This window comes from Desulfonatronum zhilinae (assembly GCF_900182865.1).
Lineage (GTDB): Bacteria > Desulfobacterota > Desulfovibrionia > Desulfovibrionales > Desulfonatronaceae > Desulfonatronum > Desulfonatronum lacustre.
The window spans coordinates 1-22197 of record NZ_FXUJ01000027.1; the positions used below are offsets into that span (position 1 = coordinate 1).

Below are 22197 nucleotides of genomic sequence, written 5' to 3' on the forward strand. Positions count from 1 at the left end.
CTTCTTTTTTGGTCTCGTCGTTGTCGTAGATCACCGGGTCGATATCCACTCGAACCCATTTCTTGTCGTCTTTTTGCAAGTACTCATGAGCCATGCCGGTCTTTTTCCAGAGCTTGACCGAGCATCCCGGAAGCATGGCCTCCAGCTCAGTGTTCAGGGCGATGCGCTGAAAGGTTTGCCTGTAGGTTTCCGCCGAAGGCACCCTGCCGATGTCAACGGCGTTCATGAAGTACCGGTTGCCTGCCAGCGGTTTGACGTGATCAAAATCAGTTTTCCCTTGGACCATCAGCCCGAGCATGGTTTTCAAGATGTTTTCTGTGGATATCTGCGGCCTACCGATGGTCACCTGCTTTGCCACAGCATCAAGACCTGCCAGTTTGGCCATCTGTCCTACGAACACCAAGCCGGCTGGCCCGGCCTGGAGGTTTTCCTTGTGAACCACCTTGGATATGCCCATACTCATCGCCCCCATCACCTATTGGGTGAGTTTGTAAAGTTACTGCGTCGATGACTGAACATATCTAAATGATTGATCAAAGTCAAGAAAAAGACTGCACTGTTACTGTATTAGCATTGCAATAACTTCACGGATTCAGGAAGAATGGTTAAACTATGGAAGGCATGGACGGCGATATCTGCGGGTATTTCTCACTCCCTGTCGAAGCAAACGAGAAATCCTCGGCGTCATCGTCACGCTGCACGACATGACGGAAACCATGGCGGCCCAGGAGCGGCTGCGAGACAGCGAGGAACAGCACCGCCTGGTCCTGGAGCGGACCAACGAGGGCTTCTTGCGGCTGGTACCGGGATTTGCGGATCACCTTCGCAAATGCCCGGATTCAGGAACTGGGAGGGTATTCTGCGGCGGAAATGATTGGGACTCCGGTCTTGGACTATCTCCCCCGGGAAGAGGCGGCGCGAATTCAGCTCTTTGCCGAAGAAAATCGGACCGGGCGGAGCGTGCGCTTTCCCGTCAACATCCTCCATCGCAACGGCCAGACCATTCTGGTCATGGTCTCCGCCGCACCGCTGTTCACGGACGAAGGCGTGTACGACGGCGCTCTGGTCATGCTCATGGACGTGACGGAATTGAAGCAACCCGATACCAAGCACGGATAAGGTAACTCATGCTCAACAAGCTCCTGAACCTGTCCATCCCCGCCAAGACCTTCGGACTGATCCTGGCGCTCGTCCTGGTTTTTTGTGGGATGATTCTGTTCTATTTCGTGCCGTTGATGCAGGAGCGGCTGCTGTACGGCAGGAAAGAGGCACTGATGCACGTGACGCATTCGGTCCACTCCCTGCTCGGCGAGTATCAGCAACGAGTCCATGTCGGTGAATTATCCCTGAAGGAGGCCCAGGATCGCGCCATAAAACAGCTTAGGCACATTCGCTACGGACGGGACGGTTACCTTTGGATCAGAAGTAATGACGCTCTCGACCTTCGACTTGTCATGCATCCATTTATCTCGGAACTGGAAGACGCTTTGCCGGACAACCCTCTGTACTATTGCGTTACGCGCATCCAGTACGGCATGAACGGCCCGATTCAAAACTTTGCCAGCGAGAAGAACATCACCTGGGCGCTTGTCGAGGTTGTCACGAAAACCGGAGACGGCTTCGTATCCTACATGTGGCCCAGGCCGAATTCCGAAGATATGACCGAAGAGGCATGGTACCCCAAGGAATCCTACGCGCTGCTCTTCGAACCCTGGGGCTGGATTCTGGGCACCGGCCTGTACATCGACGACATTCAGGCCGAGATGCGCGTTTTGCGCGTTGAAGTGGTCACGTTTTCGCTGCTCATCCTGCTTCTCGTCCTGCCCGCGGCCCTGCTCGCCTCCGTCGTGTTCACCAGATCCCTGGGCATTTTAGCCGATTATGCGGACAAGGTTTCCGCCGGAGACCTCAACGCCAAAATTACCGGGCGCTTTTACGGAGAAGCGCGGCGGTTGATGCAGGCCATCACTGAAATGGTCGCCAATTTGAAAAACGCCCTGGCCCAGGCTGAGAACAACAGAATGGAGACGCACCGCATGGCCGAGGCGGCGGAATTGGCCTCGGAGCGGTTGGCCGTGATTCTGCGATCCATCGGCGACGGAGTGATCGCGGCGGACACGGAAAAGAAGGTACTGTTTTTGAACAAGACCGCCGAGGAATTGACCGGCTGGTCTCAGGATGAAGCCCGGGGGCGTCTCTTGTCCGAAGTGTTCCAGCTCCGGAATGAGCGTTTCGAGGAAGCCGAGAATATGGTCCGCTTGGTCTTGGCGAACGGGATCATTCGCCAGTTGGACGGCACCAGCCGCCTTGCTTCCAAGGACGGAAAGCACCGGCTCATCGCGACCAACGCGGCTCCGCTCAGGGACAAGGAAAGCCGGATGATCGGCGTGGTGTTGGCCTTCCGGGACGAGACCGAAAAGCAGCGCCTCCTGGACGAAGCCCTTAAAGCCGAAAAACTTGAATCCCTGGGAATTCTGGCCGGAAGCATCGCCCACGACTTCAACAACATTCTGACCGCGATCCTGGGAAACATTACCTCAGCCAAGCTCTCCCTGACCGATGCGGACAAAGCCGAGCACAAACTCAGCGAGGCCGAAAGAGCCACCTACCGAGGCAAGGCCCTGACTCAACAGATGCTGACCTTTGCCAAGGGCGGCACACCCGTCAAAGATATTTTGCCCCTGGCTGAATTGGTGAGGGAGTCGGCCGAGTTCGCCCTGAGCGGGACCAACGCCAAATGCGTTTTTGATCTTCCCGGCGACCTTTGGCCCGTCCACGCCGATCCGGACCAAGTCAGCCGGGTGGTCCACAATTTAGTGATCAACGCCCACCATGCCATGCCCCAAGGCGGCGTGGTCACCCTGACCGGAGGCAATATCGACGGCCCAAATCTCCCTGAAGCCATCAGCAATTCCGGACCGTTCACGCGGATTTCCGTGACCGACCAGGGACACGGCATCTCGCCGGAACACCTGACCAAGATATTCGATCCGTACTTCACCACCAAGGACCACGGTTCGGGGCTCGGTCTGGCTTCAAGTTATTCCATCATCAAACGCCACGGCGGCGTCGTTACGGTGGAATCCGCGCCCGATCAGGGAACGACGTTCCATGTTTTTTTACCAGCCGTGCCCACCGCTCTGCCGACGTCCCGCGCCACCGAAGAGATTGATCCGGACCATCCGGGAGGGCGCATCCTGGTGATGGACGACGAGGTCATGATCCTGGACGTCAGCCTGGACCTGATGGAACACCTGGGGCATGCGGCGATTCCGGTTCAAAACGGCGAACAGGCCGTGGCCCGGTACCGACAGGCCATGGCTGAAGGAACGCCTTTCGACGTCGTGATCATGGACCTGACCATCCCCGGCGGCATGGGCGGCAAGGAGGCGGTCCGGGAAATCCTCAAACTCGACCCCGCCGCCAAGGTCGTGGCCTCCAGCGGCTATTCCAGCGACCCGGTGATGGCCAATTTTCAAGAATACGGCTTTGTCGGCTCGATAGCCAAACCCTATACCATCCAGCAAATCAGGAGACTGCTCAACAAGCTCCTGGTCGAAGCCAGGATCTGAGATTATTCGTCGGTTTTCTCACTGCTTTCTCTCTCAGCCCTATCCCGAAGAAACACCGAGAAATCCCGCATCTCATCAATCCACCGCTCCCGCATCCGAATCAACTCCTGTCGCCGTTCCGCGTACTCCTGACGCGCTTTATCCAAGTCGATCATGGTATTCTCCGTCTGCTCTTTGTTTGACGTTCGTGGTTCTTCGTTCTTCGTTCGTTGCTGTTCGCTCGTTACTCCGTGCTGACCCGCCTTTCGCTTTCAGGCAAATAGGGGCATAAAGCCCCCTTTCTCCGCGCGTCATCCTCCAACGAAGAACAACGAACGAAGAACATCCGCCACCCAGTCTCAGGTCTCATCCCTCAGGCTTCAGCCCTCTCCTCTCACGCCGCCCTCCCAACTTCCTCGGCCCATTCTTCGATCTCGGATCGCATGACGGACGGATCACCGTCGATGAGCAGGGGCTCGTTGACCAGATCCGCGGACAGGCCTTCCACCTTTTGCCGCAACAGCACCACGGCCCCGCAAAAATGCTCGTAGCTGGAGTCCCCGCAACCGAACAGGGCGACCTTCCTGCCCTCCAGTTCGGCGTCGTCCATGTCCTGGTAGAAGGAGTCGAAATCCTCCTGAAACTCGACATCTTCGTCCCCCCAGGTGGACACGCCCAGCAAGGTCAGGTCGTACTCGCTTCCCAGTTCCTCGACTTTGGCATCCGTAACGTTTTTGACCACGACCTCCTTGCCTGACTTCCGGAGCACCTTCCCGATTACCTCGGCCACATGCTCGGTATTCCCGGTGGTCGAGCCGTAAACGATCAAAACCTTGCTCATGATGCATTCTCCTTGAATGATGGATTGTGCCGTGCTTACGCCGTGCCCTGCAAACATTTCTTCAGACTGGAAACGCCGCAAGAGTGCAGCATGTGCACGGGGATGTTCCGGGTCTTGGCCACCTGCATGGCCTCGTTGCGGGCCTGGTGGGAGACCTTGTTGGTAAAGATGATGATCATTTCACTGTCCCCCAGAGAGGAGGAGATGGAGTTTTCCTTGCCGGTGAAAATTTTCAGACTGACTCCCGCCTTTTTGGCGGTCTGCAAATAATTCGGCTTCAGACGGTCCATGCCGCCGATCAAGGTTGCGCACATATGACAATCTCCAATCTAGTTAAAAATGCAATTGAAACTCGATATCATGTAAAGCAGGCAATAGTCATTTCCCAACATTCGAATCAACCCAGAGGTTATCCGTGACACGATGATCGGTGGGGACTCCCTTCCATCCGCTGGGCGCACTTGCAGACCTTGCATTTCCCAGAGCATTTGCACCCGGAGGACGGCTTGGTCTGGAGCACCCGTTGACCTTCCATGGCGACCTGAGCGCCATTCTTCCCCTTGAAGTAGATCCTCGTACTCACGTCCTCGGCGGTATTTTGCGCGAACTCCGTCATGAACGTTCGCAACGCGGACGCTCCCAGAGGTTCCACACGTTCCAAATCCTCGGTATTGATAAAAAAATTTCGGCAGGTCGCGGCTTCCTCATGCAAGACAAGTGCCAGGGAAGTCGCGGAATTGGTATCCAAAATTCCTTCCAATCGCACATGCAGGTTGCCCATGCTTTTTCTGGTCCGCATCCGAAACGTCGAGTCCATGATGGCTTCTCCTCTAAGGGTTATCCGATCCGTGAAAAGATTTTTTGTGGCGACACGATAGGCGGAGGATGTTTTACTCCGCTCTTCAGAGCCTGAAGATTCCGCTTGAGAAAAAAGATATAGAAAATGATTTCTTTTATCAAGTAGAATTTTCACTTCAATATTTTCCCCACTCCGACCATTCAGCAGTCGTCCTCTCCGGGCAACCGCTCCAGGCTCAAGATGCAATAGGCCGAAGTGTACGCCCCTTCAAGGCTCTCCAGCCTAAACTGTCCATCCATCAACCCGACCAGCTTCCTGACCATGGCCAGCCCCAGACCGCAACCATAGAATGTCTTGGTCAATCCCGCTTCAACCTGGGCAAATGGCTCGAGAACACGTTCCAAACAATCCTCGGGAATTCCCATACCCGTGTCGTGAACGCTCAGGCAGAGCCGGACCCGACCGTTCCCCGCCTCGGACAAACAAGACGCCTCGACGCGAATTTCACCTGAAAGAGTAAACCGCAGGGCATTGTCCAGCAGGTGACGGAAAATCTGTTTCAATCTCGCCGCGTCTCCTAAAAACAGTCCTCTGACGGAAGAGTCCTTACGGATCACGAAATCCAGCCCCTTTTCGACACAGCCCGGAGTATAAAGCTGCTCGACATCATGCAGGATGTCGGCGATGTCCAACGGCTTGCGTTCCAACTGGACGCAGTCGGGATTCAAGGTGTTGTAATCCAGGATATCCCGGACCGCCCTGTCCAATGTCTCGCAAGAGGCCAGTCCCTGGTCGACATACTCCATCTGCTCCGCATCAAGATTCGTCTCCCGCAACGCCTGCAACATCCCTTTCGCGCCGTTGAGCGGGGTCCGCAGTTCATGGTTCACGGTGCGCAAGAACTCGCATTTGAGAGCCTTGGTCTCATCCACGAAGCACCGGGCCTCGTCGAGCACGTCTCTCACGGCGCTGGGCGTTTCCGGCGCGACGCGAAATTGGTGCGCCTCGTCTCTCCTCCGGAGCGTCGCATTGCTTTCCTCCAATTCCGCGACCCTGGCATTGAGTTCCCGAACCACGCGGCAGGCATCGGCCGGCCAGACCATCACGGGCTCGGCGGCCAGGCAATCCTCCCGGGAGCGAATCTTGACGTCGGGGTGAACATTGCCGGATTCGAAAGGTCGCGGGGCATCTTCGGAAGGCCTCCTTCGTACTTCGACGGTCCTCCCCTCGGAACCGAATACGCCCTCCTCCACGAAGCCGCTCCATCTCCGGCGCACCAAGGCGCCGAGTCTGTTCACCATCTTCCACCTCCGTAATCTTATCGATGTTGGAATTGCGCTGCTCACCCGTCCAGTTCCGCCAACAGTTCATCCAGGACCCTGAGCACGGACTCCCGGTCCATGACGCCTTCGTGACGATACCGCTCGCGGCCCTGGTGGTCGAAGAACAAATGGGCCGGAATCGTGCTCACGCCGTACCTCGATGCCGCTCCCGCCCGTTGGAAGACATCCACTTGGCGAATCAGCACCCGCTCCCCATGACTTTGCCGGATCATCTCCAGAGTCGGCTCCATGTCCCGGCAGGCCGGGCAGTGCTCGGCGGTCAACTGAAGCAGGGCGACCCGACCGGCGGAACCCGTCGGCGGACCACCCCGGTTGCCCCGGGATACGTCGGTTCCAAAGTAAACCGTGGCCACCAGCACCAGGCCCAGGGTCAACACCACGAGCCGTTTGCCGCCCCAGGTCGGAGGTTTCGTCCATCGAGAAGTCATGCAAAACTCCCTTCGCGATGTTCACCATGCATCACCAGTTCCCGCTGTCCGGCCATGGCCCGGCCCTTGCTGCCGATAAATCTCAACCGGGGCTCGATACGCCGAAATCGGTATATTCCCTCTCTGAAGACCGTGCAGGCGTGAGTATGCACCCGCCAGAGTTCCCTGGTATCGATGACCAACCATTCCTGCCCGGATTCATGGTCCCGGAGTAGATCAAGCAACATACGCGCGGCCTTGCGGTCGAACTCTCCGCGGGCCTTGATCCGCAGCTCTCCGGAGATCAGCTCCGTGGAGACGGAAAAGTCGTGGGACATGGTGTGTTCTCCAGTGCTTCGAAATCGACGTCCAGCAGCGCTTCCATGAGGCGCTTGCGCAGTGTTTCAAGCTGCTTGGAACGAAAATTGCGCTTGCTCTGCTCCAGAACCAGAATCGCCTCGCGAATGGCGCCTTCCAGATGCTTCTCCCGATGATAATCGCAAAGGTAACAAGACTGACCATCAATATCAATATTTGCTCGCAGTATGGTCAGTTTCGCCAGGATGCGTCCCTGATCGTCGACCTTCTTATGCAGTTCAGCGATGCTCTCGTTCAGGAAGTCGATGACCGAAGATGTGTCCATGATACGATCGGCTGTCTTGGTTAGAATGGTTCATGGCGTATCAAGAGATGACTTGATTCGCGAGAACGATCACGTCATCAATCTTTCGCCCAGTTCTCGCAGAACCTCCACCACCCGATCGTCGCCCGCAGTGACCAGTTCATCCAACAGCGCCGGAGCGATGCGCTCCGAATCGTATTCGATGACCAAGGACAGGGCCAAAGCATTGACCCGAACGGAAAACACGCCCGGCGGCAACTCCGAATGCGTGGCCATCAATTCCCGAACCTCGGGCCGGGAAACCAGGACCGGATTAAAAAGCAGCCTGATGCGTCCGGGAATGTGATGCTTGATGGTCAGATAGCGACGCAGGCTGGCGAGATCGGATAAATGCATTTTTTTGGTTCTTGGTTCTTGTTTTTTGGTTCTTGGTTCGACGTTCCTTGCTGTCACCGGTTGCACTTTGCTGACCCATCTTTTGCTCTCAAGGAAAAAAGTGACGCAAAGCCCGATCCTCCGCGACACTCCCAACAAAGAACGAGGAACGAAGCACAACGAACGACGAACGTCCCCCCTACGCCAGCACCCGCTTCCGGTACCCGTAAAGGTGATAACCGAGGAAGCTGAGAAACAGAGCACCAGTGACGATATGGCCGTCCTCGCGATCAATGAGGGCGAAAAGCATGGCCAGGCCGAGGCTGGAGAGCATGCCTCGCTTGGCGATGGTCATGTAGGCAGCCTTGTTCGACGCCTTGGACGTGGATTTGGGCACCAGGGCGGTGTCCGAGCCGGGGATTTTTTTCAGGGCTTTGAGCAGCGCGGCCTCGACCTTGGACTCGTCCTCGTAATGGACCAACAGGCTTCCGGTACGTGGATTGAGTTGAACAGCGAGAACGCCCCCCAGCTTGCCGACGGATTCAGCCAAACGTTGCAACGCGGCCTGATCCTCGGTGCGAATCCGGAGTCTTCCGGGAATGGAACTGACGTACATCGTGTTTGCCTCTCTTGGTAGCGGTTTCGCGAAATACATTCGTAGGGACACGGAGAGCGCCGTGCCCCTACCGCCCACCGTCATCGTAGGGGCGCAGACTGTTCACGGTTACCAGGATCGTGGCTAGGTTGTGAATCAGGGCGGAAATCGTAGGAGAAATCCGACCGGTCAATCCCAGCACCACCAGGGCACCGTTGATGCCCACGGCCGCGGAATAGTTCCAGCGCAGCCGGGACATGGCCCGAGACGAGATGGCCCTGGCGGAGAGAATGCCGTCCAGATCGGCATTGGTCAACAACACGTCGCAAACTTCATGGGCGATGTCCGCCCCGGACTTCATGGAAACGCCCACATCCGCCGCGGACAGGGCCGGGGTATCGTTGATCCCGTCCCCGACCATGGCCACCACGTGACCCTCGGAGCGCAGTTTCTGGACGATGCGGACCTTGTCCTCGGGCAGCAACTGGGAGTGAAATTCGTCGATGTTCAGCTGCCGGGAAACGCTGGCGGCGCTCTCCTCTCCGTCTCCTGTGAGCATCAGGACCCGTTTGACCCCGCCCTGCCGCAGCAGGTGCAGAAACAACGGCGCATCCCGGCGCACCGGGTCTTCCAGGAGAATGACCCCGGCCAGGTCATGGCCCATGCCCACATAGAGCACGGAACAGCCCTGCTCCGCGGCCTGGGCCACGGCGTCGGCAGCCCGATCCAGATCAACCTTGCCGTGCTCCTGAAGAAAGTGCCGACTCCCCACCAGGACACGTTGCCCCCTGAGCTTGGAGGCGATCCCGTGGGCCAGGATATACTCCAGCTCGGCATGCTCTTCCTTGTGGGACAGCCCCTCCCGTTCGGCCATGGTCACCACGGCCCGGGCCAGGGGATGCGGGAAATGCTCCTCCAGGCAGGCCGCGACGCGTAAGACTTCGCGGGAATCGTGGCCGTTGAAGGGAATCACTTCGAGGCCCCGGGGGTGGGCCTCGGTCAGCGTTCCGGTCTTGTCGAAAACGTAGGTGTCGGCTTGATCCAGTTTTTCCAGAAACCGCCCGCCTTTGATCAGTACGCCCTTGGTGGAGGCCTCGCGCATGGCCGAAAGCATGGTCAGAGGCGTGGAAAGCTTGATGGCGCAGGAAAAATCCACCAGCAGCACGGACACGGCCCGGTTCAGGTTCCGGGTCAGGAACCAGGTCAACAGACTCAAGCCCAGGGTCAGCGGTACGACCCGGTCGGCCCACTGCTCGGCCCTGGCTTGTAGGCCGGCCTTGAGCCGCTCGGACTGCTCCAGAATTTTGACGATCTTATGCACCCGCGTGGTGTCGCCCACCTGATCGACCCGGATGACGATGGTCCCCTCCTCCACTGCGGTCCCGGCAAAAACCGAGATGCCCCGGCTCTTGACCACGGCCAGAGGTTCGCCGGTCAACGAGGCCTGATTGACCATGGCTTCGCCGTCCACCACCACGCCGTCCACGGCGATCCGCGATCCGGCCTGGACGACCACCAGGTCGCCTGCGCGGACCTGTTCCAGGGCCCGCTCCTCCACTTGGTCGTTGTTTCTGACCCATACCGTGAGCGGCAGTTGCAGCAGGTCCTGAGCCAATTGATCGCGGGAACGCTTGCGGGTCCATTGCTCCAGAAAATCGCCCAGGGACAGAAGCGTGGTGATGATCATCACCGAGCGCAGATCCCGGCGAGCCAGGGAAATCGCGATGGCCAGAGCGTCCAGCACGTCGATGTTCAGCCTGCCCCGCATCAGTGAGGCGAATCCCTTGAGCAGGAACGGCAAGGCCCTTCGCGCGGCCAGAATCAGACGAACCCAAGGCGGGAGGAACGCCCGCAGCAAAAGCCCGGGAAAAGCCAGGGTCTGCATCAGGGACGGCGGACCGCCGGGGTCGTCGATCGTGCTCAAGGCCGTCGTCGTGGGGCAGTTAGTGGAGGGTGCCTGCCCCAGCTCTCGTAGCGCCAAGCTCTGGTCCTGAAACAAAAGCACCAATTCTTCCAAGGACGTGGTCGCGTCGTGAAGAACCAGAATGCTGCCCGTCCGCAGAGAGGTCAGTACCTCCCGCACGCCATGGTGACCGCACAGCCCTTGTCGGACCATGCCGAGGGTGGCTTGATCCGGCACGTGATCCAAGCGGAGCCGAAAGCGGCCGGGCAAGGCGTGAACCAGGACGACGAGAAAGCGCTTTGGAGGTCTGCCCATGATGATAATCCTGAAAAAGTGAGGGTTAAGTCAGGAGTCAGGAGTCAGAAAACAGAAGGAAGAGGTCTCCCTGACCGTAACACGGCCAGGGAGGAGGATTATTTTGATTGATCTGGCAGGCCCGCGGACGGCTTGACCTGCTTGGCCTCGGCCATCAGGTCCTCCACGTTTTCCTTGGCCTTTTCCAGGGACGTCAACATCTTGTCCTTTGCGGCCAAACCTTGGGCCAAGGTGCCCACCACAGCTCCCCGCAAAGGGCTGTCCTGCCGGGCCATGAGGCTGGCTCCCGCCGCGCCGATCACGACACCAGCCAGCAACCACAATCCATTTTTCATCAGTTCGTTCATTTCGCACCTCCTGGGTTATCCTGAATAAGTCACTATGCCTTGAAGTCTGTTTGCTTACAAAGCAATTTGTTCCCTGCGCAACAAGAAACAACAAAACCGCCCCGACTCCATCAACTACGGTGAAGAACGATGAAGTCGGGGCGCTTCAGGAGGGGCTTACGGAATATCCGTGACCTGGATCCAAAGCACGGCTTCTTGAACCATTTCCTTGCCGTCGTGCTCCAGTTCGACCACGTCCGGCACGGCGATGCCCCACCAGCCGGCCTTGGGCAGACCGATGGTGAACTCGCCCTTGCCGTTGGCCAGGACGATCATGGTTTCAAAAGCTGGATGCGGAGCCTCGATCTTGGGCTCGCCGACAAAGGCGTTGGCGGCCATGTCCACGTCCACGTTCAGGTACTCGACCTCGACCTCGATGTTCGGAACCGGCTCGCCGTTGGACATGACCACGCCGGTGAACACCCCGCCGGTCCAATTGGCGTACGGCTTGTTCAGGGGCACGATCTCGGCGGGCAAACCCAGGGGCTCGGACCAATTGCCGGGCATACCGCCCACGTTCACGATCATCTTGGTGAACTGCTGGATGTATCCTTCATCAGCCTTTTCATAGTAGGGAGTCGGAACCAGAACGAAAACGTAGTCTCCCATGGAGCGAACCACGCGGGCCGGAAGGTTGGCGTCAAAAGCCTTGCCCGCCGCGTCGTCCAGGCCCTTCCAGGTGATCTCCGAGAGATACTCCTTCAGGTCGGTCTTCCGGGGTTCGCCTTCCTCGCCGCGCTGATGCACCACGTAGAACTCCTGGACCGGATCCATGTCCATGATATGATCACCGTCAAAAGGATGCGTGAAGACCAGCTTCAGACTCATCTCTCCGCCCTGCTCCAGGGCGCTCTCCGGGGTGTAGAGCATCTGGAAGTGGGCCAGGGCCGGGGCGCTCAAGAACAGGGTCAACAGTCCGGCAAGCAACAATCCACGTTTCATTTCTTCCTCCATTTCAGGGTTTACATAATGTTAATAACAACAATCTTTCTCAACAATGACTGAAAACCGAGCCGAAGGATCCCCCGCGGTCCGGACATTTCCTACTCGAAAATCTGTGAGCCGGGAATCAGAATATCATGCCCCTCGCCGCCGTCGAAAACAACGGAGTACTCTCCCTCGGGCTTATCGAACTCCACATCGCTGTTTCCGGACAATTGGAGAGACAAAATCACCTCTCCGGATGCATCCTTGACAATGATCGGAACCCCGGACGCGCTGGAGCCGTCGGAAAATCCGCCTTCGCAGTAGATGGTCCCGTCGGCGTTGTCGAAGCAGGAGAACAGCGGCGTGTGCGCCGAAGCCGTCCCCGCGACCACCAGAAACCCCGCCAAAACAAACAAAATCAATCCGCGTCGCAACATGTCAGTATCCTCCACTAATCAAAAAATGGTGTAAAAAAATACCAAAAGAACCTACCCCTGGCCCCTCCCAGGAAGGGAATGAAGCGAGGGGTGGCGGGCATCCGGGTTCACGCTCCCATCTCCGCCAGCCCGCGATTTTTCCAACGAAGAACAACGAACCAAGAACATCTTCCCCCTCAGGTCTCAGGTTTCATCCCTCCTCCCTTTCTCTTTCCCGTCCCGCCGCAAATCCCCAATCCCTTCCTGCCCCGGCAACTTCAAAGCCGATGGGCAGGAATCGCAGGAGCAGCCTTTCTTTTTGAAAAACGATTTCCAAATATAAAAGACGGCCCAGGCCAACAGAACTCCCAGAATCAGGTATTCCCAGAACATGATCAGGCCTCCTTGGCGTGGGTGATGGCCGTTCCCGGTCTCTTCCAGGCCGGATCAGGCAAAAAAGACAGGCCGATGGCCGTGCCCAGGGCCAGGAAGTAGAATCCGAACATGGCCTGGATGCCGCTCAAACCGAGCCAGGAGCTGATGGTGAACACCCCGCTGGCCACGGCCAGACCAAATACCGTTGGGAAGATGATTGAGAAAAGCATCCATTTGTAGGAACCGGTCTGGACCTTGACCATGATCGTGGTGGCCAGGCAGGGAGGGTACAAGGCGAAAAAGAGAATCAAGGCAAAGGCGTGCAAGGGAGTGAACCCGGTGGCTGCGCCTTCCTGGCCCATGCGTTCCTCCAGGGACAGTTGTTCGTCGGCCCCTTCCTGGAACAGCACTCCCAGCGTGGCCACGCTGGATTCACGGGCAGCGAAGGAACTGATCAGTGCCACGTTGATCTTCCAGTCAAAGCCCGCGTACTTGGTCACCGGCTCCAGAGCCCGACCCACGGTGCCGAAGTAGCTGTAGACGATGGTCTCTTCGCGAATGGCCGTGCGCAGATTGGAACGTTCCGTGGACAAGGAGCGCAAGGACCGGCTCAGGTTGCGGGCTTCCGGGTCCCTGGGGCGCAGCAGGGGAAAAATCTCCGGGTGCAGGGCCTCGTAGCGAGCATCTACCGCGGAGGAAGCCTCCTGGGTGGATGCGGCCAGCTTGGCCTCGCGGTAGGTATTGGCCACGTTGAGCAGGTTAAGCACCGCAGCGGCGTCGGCCAGGATTTCGGCGTAGGCCGTCTCCCGAATGTCTTCGTGAAAGGCGGCGACGGCCTCGTTCATACGGCCGTCGAAGTAGGCCATGCGTTCGGCCGGCAGTCCTGGGAACTGCAACAAAACGTAGACCACGATGGCCACGGCCACCACGATGGTTCCCACCTTTTTGATGTAGACCCAGGTCCGGTCAACGGCGCGGCGCAACACGCCCATCAGCGTGGGCATGTGGTAGTTGGGCATCTCCATGACAAAGGGGGCCGTTTCCCGCCCGCGCAGGATGGTGGAGGTGAGCAGCTTGGCGATGATCATGGCCATGATAATGGTGATCGTGGAGATGAACAACATCAGGTAAGACTTGTAGGCCGCGAAATAGATGGAAACCAGCAGGGTGTAGAGCGGGATTTTGGCCAGGCAGTTCATGTACGGCACGGTCAGGATCGTGGCCAGGCGGGAACGCTCGTCCGGAATGCCCTTGGTGGCCATGATCCCGGGCACGGCGCAGCCGCCGGTGAACACCCCGCCCAGGATGAACGGCAGCGTGGACTGGCCGTGCAGGCCGAAACTTTGAAAGACCCGATCCAGGATAAAGGCGATTCGGGCCATGTACCCGGAATCCTCCAGGATCGCGATCAGAGCAAAGAGGATCAGAAAGATGGGCACGTAATTCAGCAGGGTGTTCACGCTGTCCACCATCCACAAGGACATGGACCGAAGCATGGTGTCGTGCAGCAGGCCGGGGTCCGGCAACAGCCCGGCCACGAAGGTCCTGACCCAGGCCAGGGCCGGCCAGGTCAGGAAGGTCAGCTTGTAGCCCTGGACGATGGACAGCTCGTAGATCAGGTAAACCGTGAGCACCAGAAAGATCGGGGCAAAGGCCCGGTGCAGAAGCACCCGGTCGATTTTTTCGGAAAAGCGCACCGTGTCCGCCTTGGTCACCTCCACGCACTGCTCCACCAGGGAGGCGGCCAGACGGTCCCGGCAGGTGACGATATAGTCCGCCGGGGTGATGTCCATTTTTTCCTGGAACGCGGCGGTGGCCGCGGATACCGCGTCCATTACGGCATCAGCCCGGGCATGGTGTCGTCGCAACAGCTTCAGGGCCTCGGAGTCGCCCTCCAGGAGCTTGACCGCCATCCAGCGCAAGGGGACGGCCTTGACCAAATTTTCCGATTCCAGCAAATGCTCGTGGACAGCGGCGATGTGTTCTTCCAACTCTTCGTAATTGATCCGCAAACCATGCTGATCCTGGAATCCTTCATCCTCACCCCGTTCCTCGCGAGCCGCGCGGCGCAGGGCCGGACGCAGTTCCAGCTTGCCCCGGCCCTTGCGACCCACCGTGGGCACGACTTCGATGCCCAGCAGCCTGCCCAGCTTTTCGTGATCGATCTTGCGCCCTTGGGCCGCGGCCACGTCCACCATGTTCAGAGCCATGACCACGGGAAACGACATTTCCAGAATCTGGAAGGTAAAATACAGCCCCCGGCGCAAACTGGAGGCGTCGATGACGTTGAGGATGGCGTCGGGCCGTTCCCGCAACAAAAAATCCCGGGCCACCCGCTCTTCCAGGGAAAAGGAGGTCAGACTGTAGGTCCCTGGCAGGTCCACGACCTCCACCCGACCCAGCTCGTCGTGATAATTGCCGGTCTTTTTGTCCACGGTCACGCCGGGGTAATTGGCGATATGCTGGTTCGCCCCGGTGAGCATGTTGAAGATGGTCGACTTGCCGGCGTTCTGCTGACCGGCCAGCCCGATCATGATGTTTTTCTTGGCGGGTGACATGCTATCCTTCAGATTATCGTGCAGTTCCCAAGAGACCGCGGGAAGACCGCGGGTGGCCGTCTCTCCGGGAAACTATTTTGAAGAGAAAAAAAATCACAGCAACTACCAAAATGATTTTCAAGATCAATTCAAAACCGGAAGATTCGACCTGATCCTGCGTACGACGGGAACGAGCCCGACTAGGCGGCCCGCACGTCGATCAAATCAGCTTCCCGCTTGCGCAGGGTGACGTAGTAGTCGCCGACGCGCATCTCCAACGGATCGCCCAGCGTGGCGCAACGGACCATTTCAATTTCCGCGTTGGGAACAAAGCCCAGGTCCAGCAGGCGCTGCCGGATGGCCCCATGCGCCCTGTGCCGTCGAATCCGACACCGGCACCCGTTGGCCACGTTGGTCAGCGTCTGGTCCTCGCCATTTCCGCTCTGCGTGGTCTGCGCACAGGAAGGGCATTCTTGGAGCGGCATTGCTTTTTGTTTCCGGAAACGGTGCAACATGGCTTGATTCTCCTTGCTTGTTGAGGACGCTCACGATGATTCCAAACCACGACCCGCAAAACCCCGATCAGGCTCAATCAGTGGCGCTGAATGATGGGTTTCTAATGATAAGCAGTTTCAATGTCAATCATGCAACCTGCTTTCGTCGCATCGGGAACTTCATTCGTATGTAACTATTCAGCATAGAGTAATGCTGTTGCCGGGGTCGGAGTCGGGATCGGTATCGGGATCGGGATCGAAAACGCTGGGAAGCGTTCAAAATTTTTCCTGTTCCGATTCCGATTCCGATAGCGACCCCGACTCCGATTGCCGGAGCAAGGGCGGATACAAAATGTGCTGAGTAGATACAGTAAATCGTCCTTCTCGTGCTCAGCGAAGCGGTGCTCGCAGCGCCCCGCGCAGCCCCACGGCCAGCCAGTCCAGAACCAAGGTCGGGGCGACCTGGGTTCGCAATGCCTGCTCGGCCTCGTCCAGGCGCAGATCAACGGCCCGCCAGGCCGCCGGGCTCCCTTGTTCGAGGAACACCCGGGCCAGGGACGAATCCGTTCGGCCCTGGCAGGCCCGGATCAGACCCCGGCGGCAGGCGAGGATCACATGAAAAGCCAGCGGCCGGTCCACCTGGCCCTTGACCATGGTCCGGCCGAACCAGTCCCGGCCGGTCTTCAGGAATCGGGCCAGGGCCTCGGTCCATTCCGGATCCGACCCCCCTTCTCGCTCCTGAACCCCGTCCAAATCCCAGGACAGGGTGGCGACCCAGCTTCTGGATACCAGAGTACGCAACAGGCGCTCCCGCTGAGGAGCCAGCAAGACGTAGGCGTTGCGGGTTTCGGTATCTTCCATGGATTTAAGCAGAGCGTTGCCCGCCTCTTCGGTCAGCTCCTGGGCCTCGCCCAGGACGACCACCCGGCGCTTCGCGTCCCGGGGGGCCTGGCCCAGCAGGCCGCGCAGTTCCCGGACCGTATCAATGCCGATCCGCCCTTCCCTGCCGTCCAGATAGACCAGGTCCAGAAACACGCCGTCCCGAATCCGGCTGCACGCGGGGCACTGCTCACAAGGCCTCGGCCCGCCGGGCAAAGCTAACGAAGAGTCGTAAGGAGAGGGATGGAGGGAGGAGGACGGCGGGAGCGCCGAGCAATTAAGCAGAGCCGTCCAATACAGACCGAGCTTTTGGCGCTCTTCGGCGGTCCCGCCTTCCAAGAGAAGCACCCGGGGTGGCCGGGAAAGCAGGCGGGCCAGGATGCCCACCACCCGATCCTGGCCCGGAATCCGGAACAAATCCGGCACGACCCTAGGGGCCCAGTCCTGGGCCTCGTCCTGGGTCTGCTTTTTGGTTGGGCTCTTGGTCCGAGCCTGGGCCTGGGTCTGGGAGGCCGTCCTGGCCATGATCGGCTCCCGTTATGCGCGGCGTTCGATGGTCTGACGTCGATCCGGGCCCACGGAGACGATAGTCACCGGAACGTTCAGCTCTTTTTCCAGCCGAAGGATATACGCCCGTGCGGCCTCCGGCAGGTCGTCCCATGTCGCGGCCTTGTCGATGTCCCCGGACCAGCCGGGCACGTCGACGTAAACGGGCTTCACCGCGGCCAGCAGGCCTTCTTCCTGGGGCGGATACGCCAGCTCCCGGCCGTTCAGCTCATATCCGACGCAGATCCGTATCCGATCCAGACCGCTGAGCACGTCCAGCTTGGTCAGGACGATCTCCGCCACGCCGTTCAGGCGGATGGATTCGCGTAGCAAGGGCAGGTCCAGCCAGCCGCAGCGCCGTTTACGGCCCGTGGTCGCGCCGAACTCCCCGCCTTGCCGCTGCAAGTGCTCGCCCACGGGGTCGAAGAGTTCCGTGGGAAAGGGACCGGAGCCGACCCGGGTGGTGTAGGCCTTGACGATGCCCATGACCGTGCCCAGCATCCCCGGCGAACACCCCGCCCCGGCGGCCACGTTCCCGGCCACGGTGTTGGAGGAGGTCACGAAGGGATAGGTGCCGTGATCAATGTCCAGGTGGGTTCCCTGGGCGCCCTCGAAGAGCACGCTGCGTCCGTCCGCCACGGCCTCGGCAATGCGCTCCGAAACATCGCCGAGATGGGCCACGAGGCGTCGGCCGGACTCCAAAACCTCTTCCAGCACCGCGTCCACGTCCATGGCTCGGGCGCCGTAATAGTGGGTGAACAAGGCGTTTTTCTCGGCCAGGGCCTGAACGATCTTGGCCCGCACGAGATCCGACGAGCGGAAGTCTCCAACCCGGATGCCCACCCGGGCCGCCTTATCCTCATAGCACGGCCCGATGCCCCGGCCCGTGGTGCCGATCTTCTCGCCGGTGCGCTTCTCCTCGCGGAGTTTGTCCAGAACCTTGTGGTAGGGCATGATCACATGGGTCTTGGGACTGATCAGAATCCGCTCCGGACCCACGTCCAATCCGCGCTCGGCCAGGGCATCCAGTTCCCGGCAAAAAACCTCCGGATCCAGAACCACGCCGTTGCCGATCAGGCAGACCTTGCCGGGGTGCAGTATTCCCGAGGGAATCAGGTGCAGGATGAAGGTTTTCTCGCCGACGACCAGGGTGTGACCGGCGTTGTTTCCGCCTTGAAACCGGACGATCAGATCCGCCCGTTCCGTCAGCAAATCGACGATCTTGCCCTTGCCTTCATCACCCCACTGGGTGCCCACCACGACGACGTTTGACATGAACCGCTCCTTAAAAGTATATCTATTCGTTTGCGCAAGACGACCCATCTCCCTAAAAAAGGCCGTCCGCAAAGTCAATGCACGTCTTGAAATTTCCCAGGACAGATTTTTCTCGAACCCCGGGCGCTCCGGATCGGTATCGAAATCGAAATCGTGATCGAAATCGATTTCCGGCAAATTTTCGATTTCGATAGCGATTTCGATGATTGCCAACCCACCCTTGGGGGTTCTTGAACACACCCTTTTCCTTTCCCGGCTTCCATAGCTCCTCCTCGACTCCCCTCTCCCGATATGAAACGAACCCCGTATCTCCTGCTTGTCAGACATCTCCGCCTTTTCGTTTTTCTCCTGGTGTTCGCCCAGCTGGTCCTGGTGAACAAACTGCTCTGGGACGCCCGCCCGCCCGGCCTGATCAAGCCGGTTGTCCGGGTCTTGGCTCCGGAGTCCGAACTGGTCCATTCCCGAATATCGCCCTACGGACCGGGTCTGGAACGGGAACTAGTGGAACTGTTCGCCGAGCAGGCCGGCGTGCATCCGATCTGGCTGCACATGGACGGCCCCGGACCGGCCTGGGACGAACTGCGCCATCACCGGGCCGACTTGCTGGTCGGCGTCGGATACGCGCCGTCCCGACCCTTTCTGGACTCCCTGGTGACCCCGGTGGCCTCCGGGCCTGTCTACGCCCGTCATCCCGTGGGGGTGGTCCATCAGCGTCACCACCACCCTCCCCAGGACCCGTCGGACCTCTGTCGCCGCAAGGTCCTGCTCCCGGAGAACCCTCTCCTGCGCCTGACCTTCCTCCAGTTGCTGGACGACATGGACCGGAACGACCTGGGCCTGGACGATGCGACGTGCTCCGAGGCCCCACTGTTGACCGAGGAAGCGTCGCTTCCGGTGCAGCTCGCGGCCATGGTCGAAACCGAGGCTCGCTTTACCCTCGTGGATACCGGGCGTTTCTCTCTTTGGGGACCGTTCTACGCCGACTTCCAACTGGCCCACAGCCTGGAAACGACTCTGGAATACCGCTGGTTCTGGCGCGACGACCGTAACCTGATCGCCCCAAAGCTGACCGAATTCTGGAATAATATGACCCAGGACAATGCGTTGGAGCGGATTCAGGACAAATATCTCGGATTCATTCCGGAAAGCAGCGACCGCTTCGCCCTGCTGCACCTGATGGAAACCCTCCAGCGTGAACTGCCTCGGTACGGTCCGACCATCCTCAAGGCGGCCCAGCGCTACGAAATAGACCCGTTGCTGCTCATCGCTCTGATCTATCACGAATCCCGGTTCGACCCCGAAGCGGTCAGCCGGACCGGGGTGCGCGGAATCATGCAGATCACCCAGGTCACGGCCCAGGAACTCGGCCTGGACGACCCCATGAACCCTAACAAAAGCATCCTGGCCGGTGCGCGGTACCTGCGCCAAATTTGGAACCGACTGGATAACACGGACCTTTCCGAGTGGGATCGCTGGTTCCTGGCCTTGTCCGCCTACAACCAGGGCCTCGGTCATACATGGGACGCCATGGCCCTGGCCGAGAGCCTCGGGCTGAAGAAGACAAGTTGGAACGACGTGAAGCGCGTCTTTCCCCTGCTCAGCCAACGCGACTATTACAGCAAGGCGCGCCACGGCTACACCAGAGGCTTTGAAGCCGTGGCCCACGTTGAGGCGATTCGGTACTACTATTACGTCCTAAACGGGCTCCTCGTTCTTGAACGACCGGAAGGGAAGCACCTTGGCCGGCTTGGGCGTCCGCGCCTTTTTTCCTGACGCGGTCAGCGGCAAGGCCGGAGCCTCCAGCGTCTTCCGGGGTTTTTGCTGCTCGGCCCAATGATAGTTGAAGAGATGATTTTTCCAGCGGACCACTTGGATCAACCCCAAGACCATCACGGCCTGCTCCCATTTTTTCGTGGGCTGAAACTCACCGGCCATTCCTTCATATTTGTCCATCAACGACGTCAACGACGCTTCATCGAACTGGGCAAGCTGGTCGGCCAGCTTGATTAACACCTTTTCCACGAGTAATGCCCTGCCTTCGTTTGTTTGTAAGGGTTCACGGTTCACCTCTCAGAAAAACCGCACACTGCCGCAATTCGTTTTTCTATGCCTTCCGTCCGATGTTTTCAAGGTGAAATGTTGGAGGCAGGAGGCGAAAGCCGATCTGAACATCAACCCAAGCCACACCCCAAGCAGTATGAGGAGCGACCATGTCCGACCTGAAAACCGTCTACCGCACCCTGTCCACGGACCCGTTTCCCAGGACCATGACCATCACCCTGGGTGACCAGGAATTAAAGTTCGAAAAGCGTACCTGGCACATCGACGGGGAGGATCGGGGGCTGCGGTACGGAGAAAATCCGGACCAGCCGGCGGCCCTGTACGCCCTGGCCCAAGGGACGCTGGAACTGGACGGCGTGGCCTTTCGCGAGGCCGGGGACGGCCTGGTCTCCGCCCTGACCGAAGAGCACATGCTTCAGTCCGGCAAGCACCCCGGCAAGATCAATCTCACGGACGTGGACAACGGAATCAACATCCTTCAATACCTGCACGCCAAGCCCGCCGCGGTGATCCTGAAGCACAACAACCCCTGCGGCGCGGCCTGGAACGACCAGGGGCTGGAGACCGCCCTGAAAAAAGCGTTCTGGAGCGACCGGATCGCGGCCTTCGGGGGTACGGTGGTGGTCAATCGCGGCGTGGATGCGGCCTGCGCTGCGTTCATTAACGAATCCTACTTCGAGGTGGTGGCGGCCCCGGAGTATGACCCCGAGGCCCTGAACATCCTCAAAAAGCGCAAGAACCTGCGCATTCTGCGCATTCCCGGATTGGCGGAGTTGAAAACCTTCGCGGACAAGCCCTTCCTGGACGTCAAATCCTTGGCCGACGGCGGAGTGATCGTCCAGTTCTCGTTCCGCAACCGCATCCGCGGTCCCCAGGATTTCCTGCCGTCCAAGACCGAGCGCGACGGCGCCCTGCTCCAGGCCAGGACGCCCACTGCCAGGGAAATGGACGACCTGCTCTTTGCCTGGGCCGTGGAGGCCGGCGTGACCTCCAACTCCGTGCTCTTTGTCCGCGACGGGGCCACCGTGGCCGTGGGCACCGGCGAGCAGGACCGGGTCGGATGCGTCCAGCTGACCATTCACAAAGCCTACACCAAATACGCGGACTGGCTCAGCTTCACCGAACAGGGCGTTTCCCTTTACGAGCTTCAGAACAAGGCCGAGACCGACCCGGAAGCGCGTCGGATTCTGGAAGACATCCAGGCCCGGACCGAGACGGCCAAGGGCGGCCTGCCCGGAACGGTCCTGGTTTCCGACGGCTTCTTCCCCTTTCGGGACGGCGTGGACCTGGCCGTGGCCCAGGGCGTCACGGCCATCGCCCAGCCCGGCGGCTCCATCCGGGATCATGAGGTCATCACCGCGGTCAACCAGGCTGATCCCCAGGTGGCCATGGTTTTCACCGGGCAGCGCTCCTTTCGGCACTAACAGTCGGTTAAAAACTCCCAATTGCTGCGTCGCTGCAAAAAGTTCAAACTCTCACGTATCAATAAATACGCTTCGACCTTGAACTTTTTTTGCTCCTTGCACTTGGGATTTTTGAACGGACTGGAG

General features: G+C 59.1%; 23 protein-coding genes and 2 pseudogenes. 4 read left to right on the forward strand and 21 right to left on the reverse strand.

Annotation, left to right across the window (positions count from 1 at the left end):
• Positions 1-457, reverse strand: a pseudogene (locus AC559A_RS16335) (IS1380-like element ISDth1 family transposase); the annotation flags it as partial.
• 341 nt (positions 458-798) lie between these two features.
• On the opposite strand from AC559A_RS16335, the pseudogene AC559A_RS16340 reads away from it, so the two are divergent.
• Both AC559A_RS16340 and AC559A_RS16345 read left to right on the forward strand, forming a co-directional pair.
• Positions 799-1119 (forward strand): annotated as a pseudogene (locus AC559A_RS16340) (PAS domain-containing protein); the annotation flags it as partial.
• 8 nt (positions 1120-1127) lie between these two features.
• On the forward strand, positions 1128-3572 hold the full coding sequence (locus AC559A_RS16345) for a cache domain-containing protein (protein ID WP_498818780.1): 2445 nt from the start codon (positions 1128-1130) through the stop codon (positions 3570-3572).
• A 2-nt stretch (positions 3573-3574) separates the two neighbouring features.
• On the opposite strand, the gene AC559A_RS16350 is transcribed toward AC559A_RS16345, so the two are convergent.
• From AC559A_RS16350 to AC559A_RS16440, 19 genes are all read right to left on the reverse strand, one after another.
• Positions 3575-3727, reverse strand: a complete 153-nt coding sequence (locus AC559A_RS16350; RefSeq protein WP_498818781.1) for a hypothetical protein — start codon at positions 3725-3727, stop codon at positions 3575-3577.
• 218 nt (positions 3728-3945) lie between these two features.
• Positions 3946-4392, reverse strand: a complete 447-nt coding sequence (locus AC559A_RS16355) for a flavodoxin (protein WP_498818783.1) — start codon at positions 4390-4392, stop codon at positions 3946-3948.
• 35 nt (positions 4393-4427) lie between these two features.
• Positions 4428-4706: a DUF2325 domain-containing protein gene (locus AC559A_RS16360; RefSeq protein WP_498818784.1), complete on the reverse strand. Its 279-nt coding sequence runs from the start codon at positions 4704-4706 to the stop codon at positions 4428-4430.
• Positions 4707-4801: 95 nt separating this feature from the next.
• The gene (locus tag AC559A_RS16365; RefSeq protein WP_498818785.1) at positions 4802-5209 is read right to left on the reverse strand and encodes a hypothetical protein; all 408 of its coding nucleotides are present in this window, start codon (positions 5207-5209) and stop codon (positions 4802-4804) included.
• Between the two features lie 182 nt (positions 5210-5391).
• Positions 5392-6492, reverse strand: a complete 1101-nt coding sequence (locus AC559A_RS16370) for a sensor histidine kinase (RefSeq protein ID WP_498818786.1) — start codon at positions 6490-6492, stop codon at positions 5392-5394.
• A gap of 41 nt (positions 6493-6533) precedes the next feature.
• Positions 6534-6962: a thioredoxin family protein gene (locus AC559A_RS16375; protein ID WP_051434348.1), complete on the reverse strand. Its 429-nt coding sequence runs from the start codon at positions 6960-6962 to the stop codon at positions 6534-6536.
• A complete protein-coding gene (locus tag AC559A_RS16380; protein ID WP_498818788.1) occupies positions 6959-7279 on the reverse strand; it encodes a hypothetical protein in 321 nt (106 codons plus the stop codon). The genes AC559A_RS16375 and AC559A_RS16380 overlap by 4 nt, the downstream gene beginning before the upstream one ends.
• Entirely contained in the window at positions 7246-7584 is a 339-nt protein-coding gene (locus AC559A_RS16385; RefSeq protein WP_498818789.1) for a hypothetical protein, read from the reverse strand. The genes AC559A_RS16380 and AC559A_RS16385 overlap by 34 nt, the downstream gene beginning before the upstream one ends.
• Before the next feature lie 69 nt (positions 7585-7653).
• Complete coding sequence (locus AC559A_RS16390; protein WP_028571431.1) at positions 7654-7959, reverse strand: HMA2 domain-containing protein; 306 nt, start codon at positions 7957-7959, stop codon at positions 7654-7656.
• A gap of 178 nt (positions 7960-8137) precedes the next feature.
• A complete protein-coding gene (locus AC559A_RS16395; protein WP_498818790.1) occupies positions 8138-8554 on the reverse strand; it encodes an HMA2 domain-containing protein in 417 nt (138 codons plus the stop codon).
• Between the two features lie 67 nt (positions 8555-8621).
• On the reverse strand, positions 8622-10751 hold the full coding sequence (locus tag AC559A_RS16400) for a heavy metal translocating P-type ATPase (protein WP_498818791.1): 2130 nt from the start codon (positions 10749-10751) through the stop codon (positions 8622-8624).
• Positions 10752-10849: 98 nt separating this feature from the next.
• On the reverse strand, positions 10850-11098 hold the full coding sequence (locus AC559A_RS16405) for a hypothetical protein (RefSeq protein WP_498818792.1): 249 nt from the start codon (positions 11096-11098) through the stop codon (positions 10850-10852).
• Positions 11099-11254: 156 nt separating this feature from the next.
• Entirely contained in the window at positions 11255-12079 is an 825-nt protein-coding gene (locus AC559A_RS16410; protein ID WP_498818793.1) for a DUF4198 domain-containing protein, read from the reverse strand.
• A 101-nt stretch (positions 12080-12180) separates the two neighbouring features.
• The gene (locus tag AC559A_RS16415; protein WP_498818795.1) at positions 12181-12501 is read right to left on the reverse strand and encodes a hypothetical protein; all 321 of its coding nucleotides are present in this window, start codon (positions 12499-12501) and stop codon (positions 12181-12183) included.
• A 183-nt stretch (positions 12502-12684) separates the two neighbouring features.
• Complete coding sequence (locus AC559A_RS16420) at positions 12685-12873, reverse strand: FeoB-associated Cys-rich membrane protein (RefSeq protein WP_498818796.1); 189 nt, start codon at positions 12871-12873, stop codon at positions 12685-12687.
• Between the two features lie 2 nt (positions 12874-12875).
• Positions 12876-15413 carry a ferrous iron transport protein B gene (feoB, locus tag AC559A_RS16425; RefSeq protein WP_498818797.1) on the reverse strand — a complete coding sequence of 846 codons (2538 nt, stop codon included), beginning with the start codon at positions 15411-15413 and terminating at the stop codon, positions 12876-12878.
• Between the two features lie 179 nt (positions 15414-15592).
• Positions 15593-15907, reverse strand: coding sequence for a FeoA family protein (locus tag AC559A_RS16430; protein ID WP_498818798.1), 315 nt, complete (start codon positions 15905-15907; stop codon positions 15593-15595).
• A gap of 369 nt (positions 15908-16276) precedes the next feature.
• The gene (locus AC559A_RS16435) at positions 16277-17290 is read right to left on the reverse strand and encodes a DNA polymerase III delta subunit-related protein (protein WP_498818799.1); all 1014 of its coding nucleotides are present in this window, start codon (positions 17288-17290) and stop codon (positions 16277-16279) included.
• 12 nt (positions 17291-17302) lie between these two features.
• On the reverse strand, positions 17303-18586 hold the full coding sequence (locus AC559A_RS16440) for an adenylosuccinate synthase (protein WP_498818801.1): 1284 nt from the start codon (positions 18584-18586) through the stop codon (positions 17303-17305).
• Between the two features lie 291 nt (positions 18587-18877).
• On the opposite strand from AC559A_RS16440, the gene AC559A_RS16445 reads away from it, so the two are divergent.
• Positions 18878-20359 carry an MltF family protein gene (locus AC559A_RS16445; RefSeq protein ID WP_051434344.1) on the forward strand — a complete coding sequence of 494 codons (1482 nt, stop codon included), beginning with the start codon at positions 18878-18880 and terminating at the stop codon, positions 20357-20359.
• On the opposite strand, the gene AC559A_RS16450 is transcribed toward AC559A_RS16445, so the two are convergent.
• Entirely contained in the window at positions 20282-20608 is a 327-nt protein-coding gene (locus tag AC559A_RS16450) for a hypothetical protein (protein WP_028571425.1), read from the reverse strand. The genes AC559A_RS16445 and AC559A_RS16450 overlap by 78 nt on opposite strands.
• Before the next feature lie 188 nt (positions 20609-20796).
• Here AC559A_RS16450 and AC559A_RS16455 point away from each other — a divergent pair, with 188 nt between their 5' ends.
• Positions 20797-22071, forward strand: coding sequence for an IMP cyclohydrolase (locus AC559A_RS16455; RefSeq protein WP_498818802.1), 1275 nt, complete (start codon positions 20797-20799; stop codon positions 22069-22071).
• Positions 22072-22197 lie beyond the last annotated feature (126 nt).

Bases quoted from the DNA above. Each gene is read 5' to 3' on its own strand.
- AC559A_RS16355 (WP_498818783.1), bottom strand. From the start codon at position 4,392: ATGAGCAAGGTTTTGATCGTTTACGGCTCGACCACCGGGAATACCGAG.
- AC559A_RS16345 (WP_498818780.1), top strand. From the start codon at position 1,128: ATGCTCAACAAGCTCCTGAACCTGTCCATCCCCGCCAAGACCTTCGGA.
- AC559A_RS16435 (WP_498818799.1), bottom strand. From the start codon at position 17,290: ATGGCCAGGACGGCCTCCCAGACCCAGGCCCAGGCTCGGACCAAGAGC.
- AC559A_RS16370 (WP_498818786.1), bottom strand. From the start codon at position 6,492: ATGGTGAACAGACTCGGCGCCTTGGTGCGCCGGAGATGGAGCGGCTTC.
- AC559A_RS16385 (WP_498818789.1), bottom strand. From the start codon at position 7,584: ATGGACACATCTTCGGTCATCGACTTCCTGAACGAGAGCATCGCTGAA.
- AC559A_RS16410 (WP_498818793.1), bottom strand. From the start codon at position 12,079: ATGAAACGTGGATTGTTGCTTGCCGGACTGTTGACCCTGTTCTTGAGC.
- AC559A_RS16350 (WP_498818781.1), bottom strand. From the start codon at position 3,727: ATGATCGACTTGGATAAAGCGCGTCAGGAGTACGCGGAACGGCGACAG.
- AC559A_RS16415 (WP_498818795.1), bottom strand. From the start codon at position 12,501: ATGTTGCGACGCGGATTGATTTTGTTTGTTTTGGCGGGGTTTCTGGTG.
- AC559A_RS16390 (WP_028571431.1), bottom strand. From the start codon at position 7,959: ATGCATTTATCCGATCTCGCCAGCCTGCGTCGCTATCTGACCATCAAG.
- AC559A_RS16445 (WP_051434344.1), top strand. From the start codon at position 18,878: ATGAAACGAACCCCGTATCTCCTGCTTGTCAGACATCTCCGCCTTTTC.
- AC559A_RS16400 (WP_498818791.1), bottom strand. From the start codon at position 10,751: ATGGGCAGACCTCCAAAGCGCTTTCTCGTCGTCCTGGTTCACGCCTTG.
- AC559A_RS16360 (WP_498818784.1), bottom strand. From the start codon at position 4,706: ATGTGCGCAACCTTGATCGGCGGCATGGACCGTCTGAAGCCGAATTAT.
- AC559A_RS16405 (WP_498818792.1), bottom strand. From the start codon at position 11,098: ATGAACGAACTGATGAAAAATGGATTGTGGTTGCTGGCTGGTGTCGTG.
- AC559A_RS16420 (WP_498818796.1), bottom strand. From the start codon at position 12,873: ATGTTCTGGGAATACCTGATTCTGGGAGTTCTGTTGGCCTGGGCCGTC.
- AC559A_RS16380 (WP_498818788.1), bottom strand. From the start codon at position 7,279: ATGTCCCACGACTTTTCCGTCTCCACGGAGCTGATCTCCGGAGAGCTG.
- AC559A_RS16395 (WP_498818790.1), bottom strand. From the start codon at position 8,554: ATGTACGTCAGTTCCATTCCCGGAAGACTCCGGATTCGCACCGAGGAT.
- feoB (WP_498818797.1), bottom strand. From the start codon at position 15,413: ATGTCACCCGCCAAGAAAAACATCATGATCGGGCTGGCCGGTCAGCAG.
- AC559A_RS16430 (WP_498818798.1), bottom strand. From the start codon at position 15,907: ATGTTGCACCGTTTCCGGAAACAAAAAGCAATGCCGCTCCAAGAATGC.
- AC559A_RS16455 (WP_498818802.1), top strand. From the start codon at position 20,797: ATGTCCGACCTGAAAACCGTCTACCGCACCCTGTCCACGGACCCGTTT.
- AC559A_RS16375 (WP_051434348.1), bottom strand. From the start codon at position 6,962: ATGACTTCTCGATGGACGAAACCTCCGACCTGGGGCGGCAAACGGCTC.
- AC559A_RS16440 (WP_498818801.1), bottom strand. From the start codon at position 18,586: ATGTCAAACGTCGTCGTGGTGGGCACCCAGTGGGGTGATGAAGGCAAG.
- AC559A_RS16365 (WP_498818785.1), bottom strand. From the start codon at position 5,209: ATGGACTCGACGTTTCGGATGCGGACCAGAAAAAGCATGGGCAACCTG.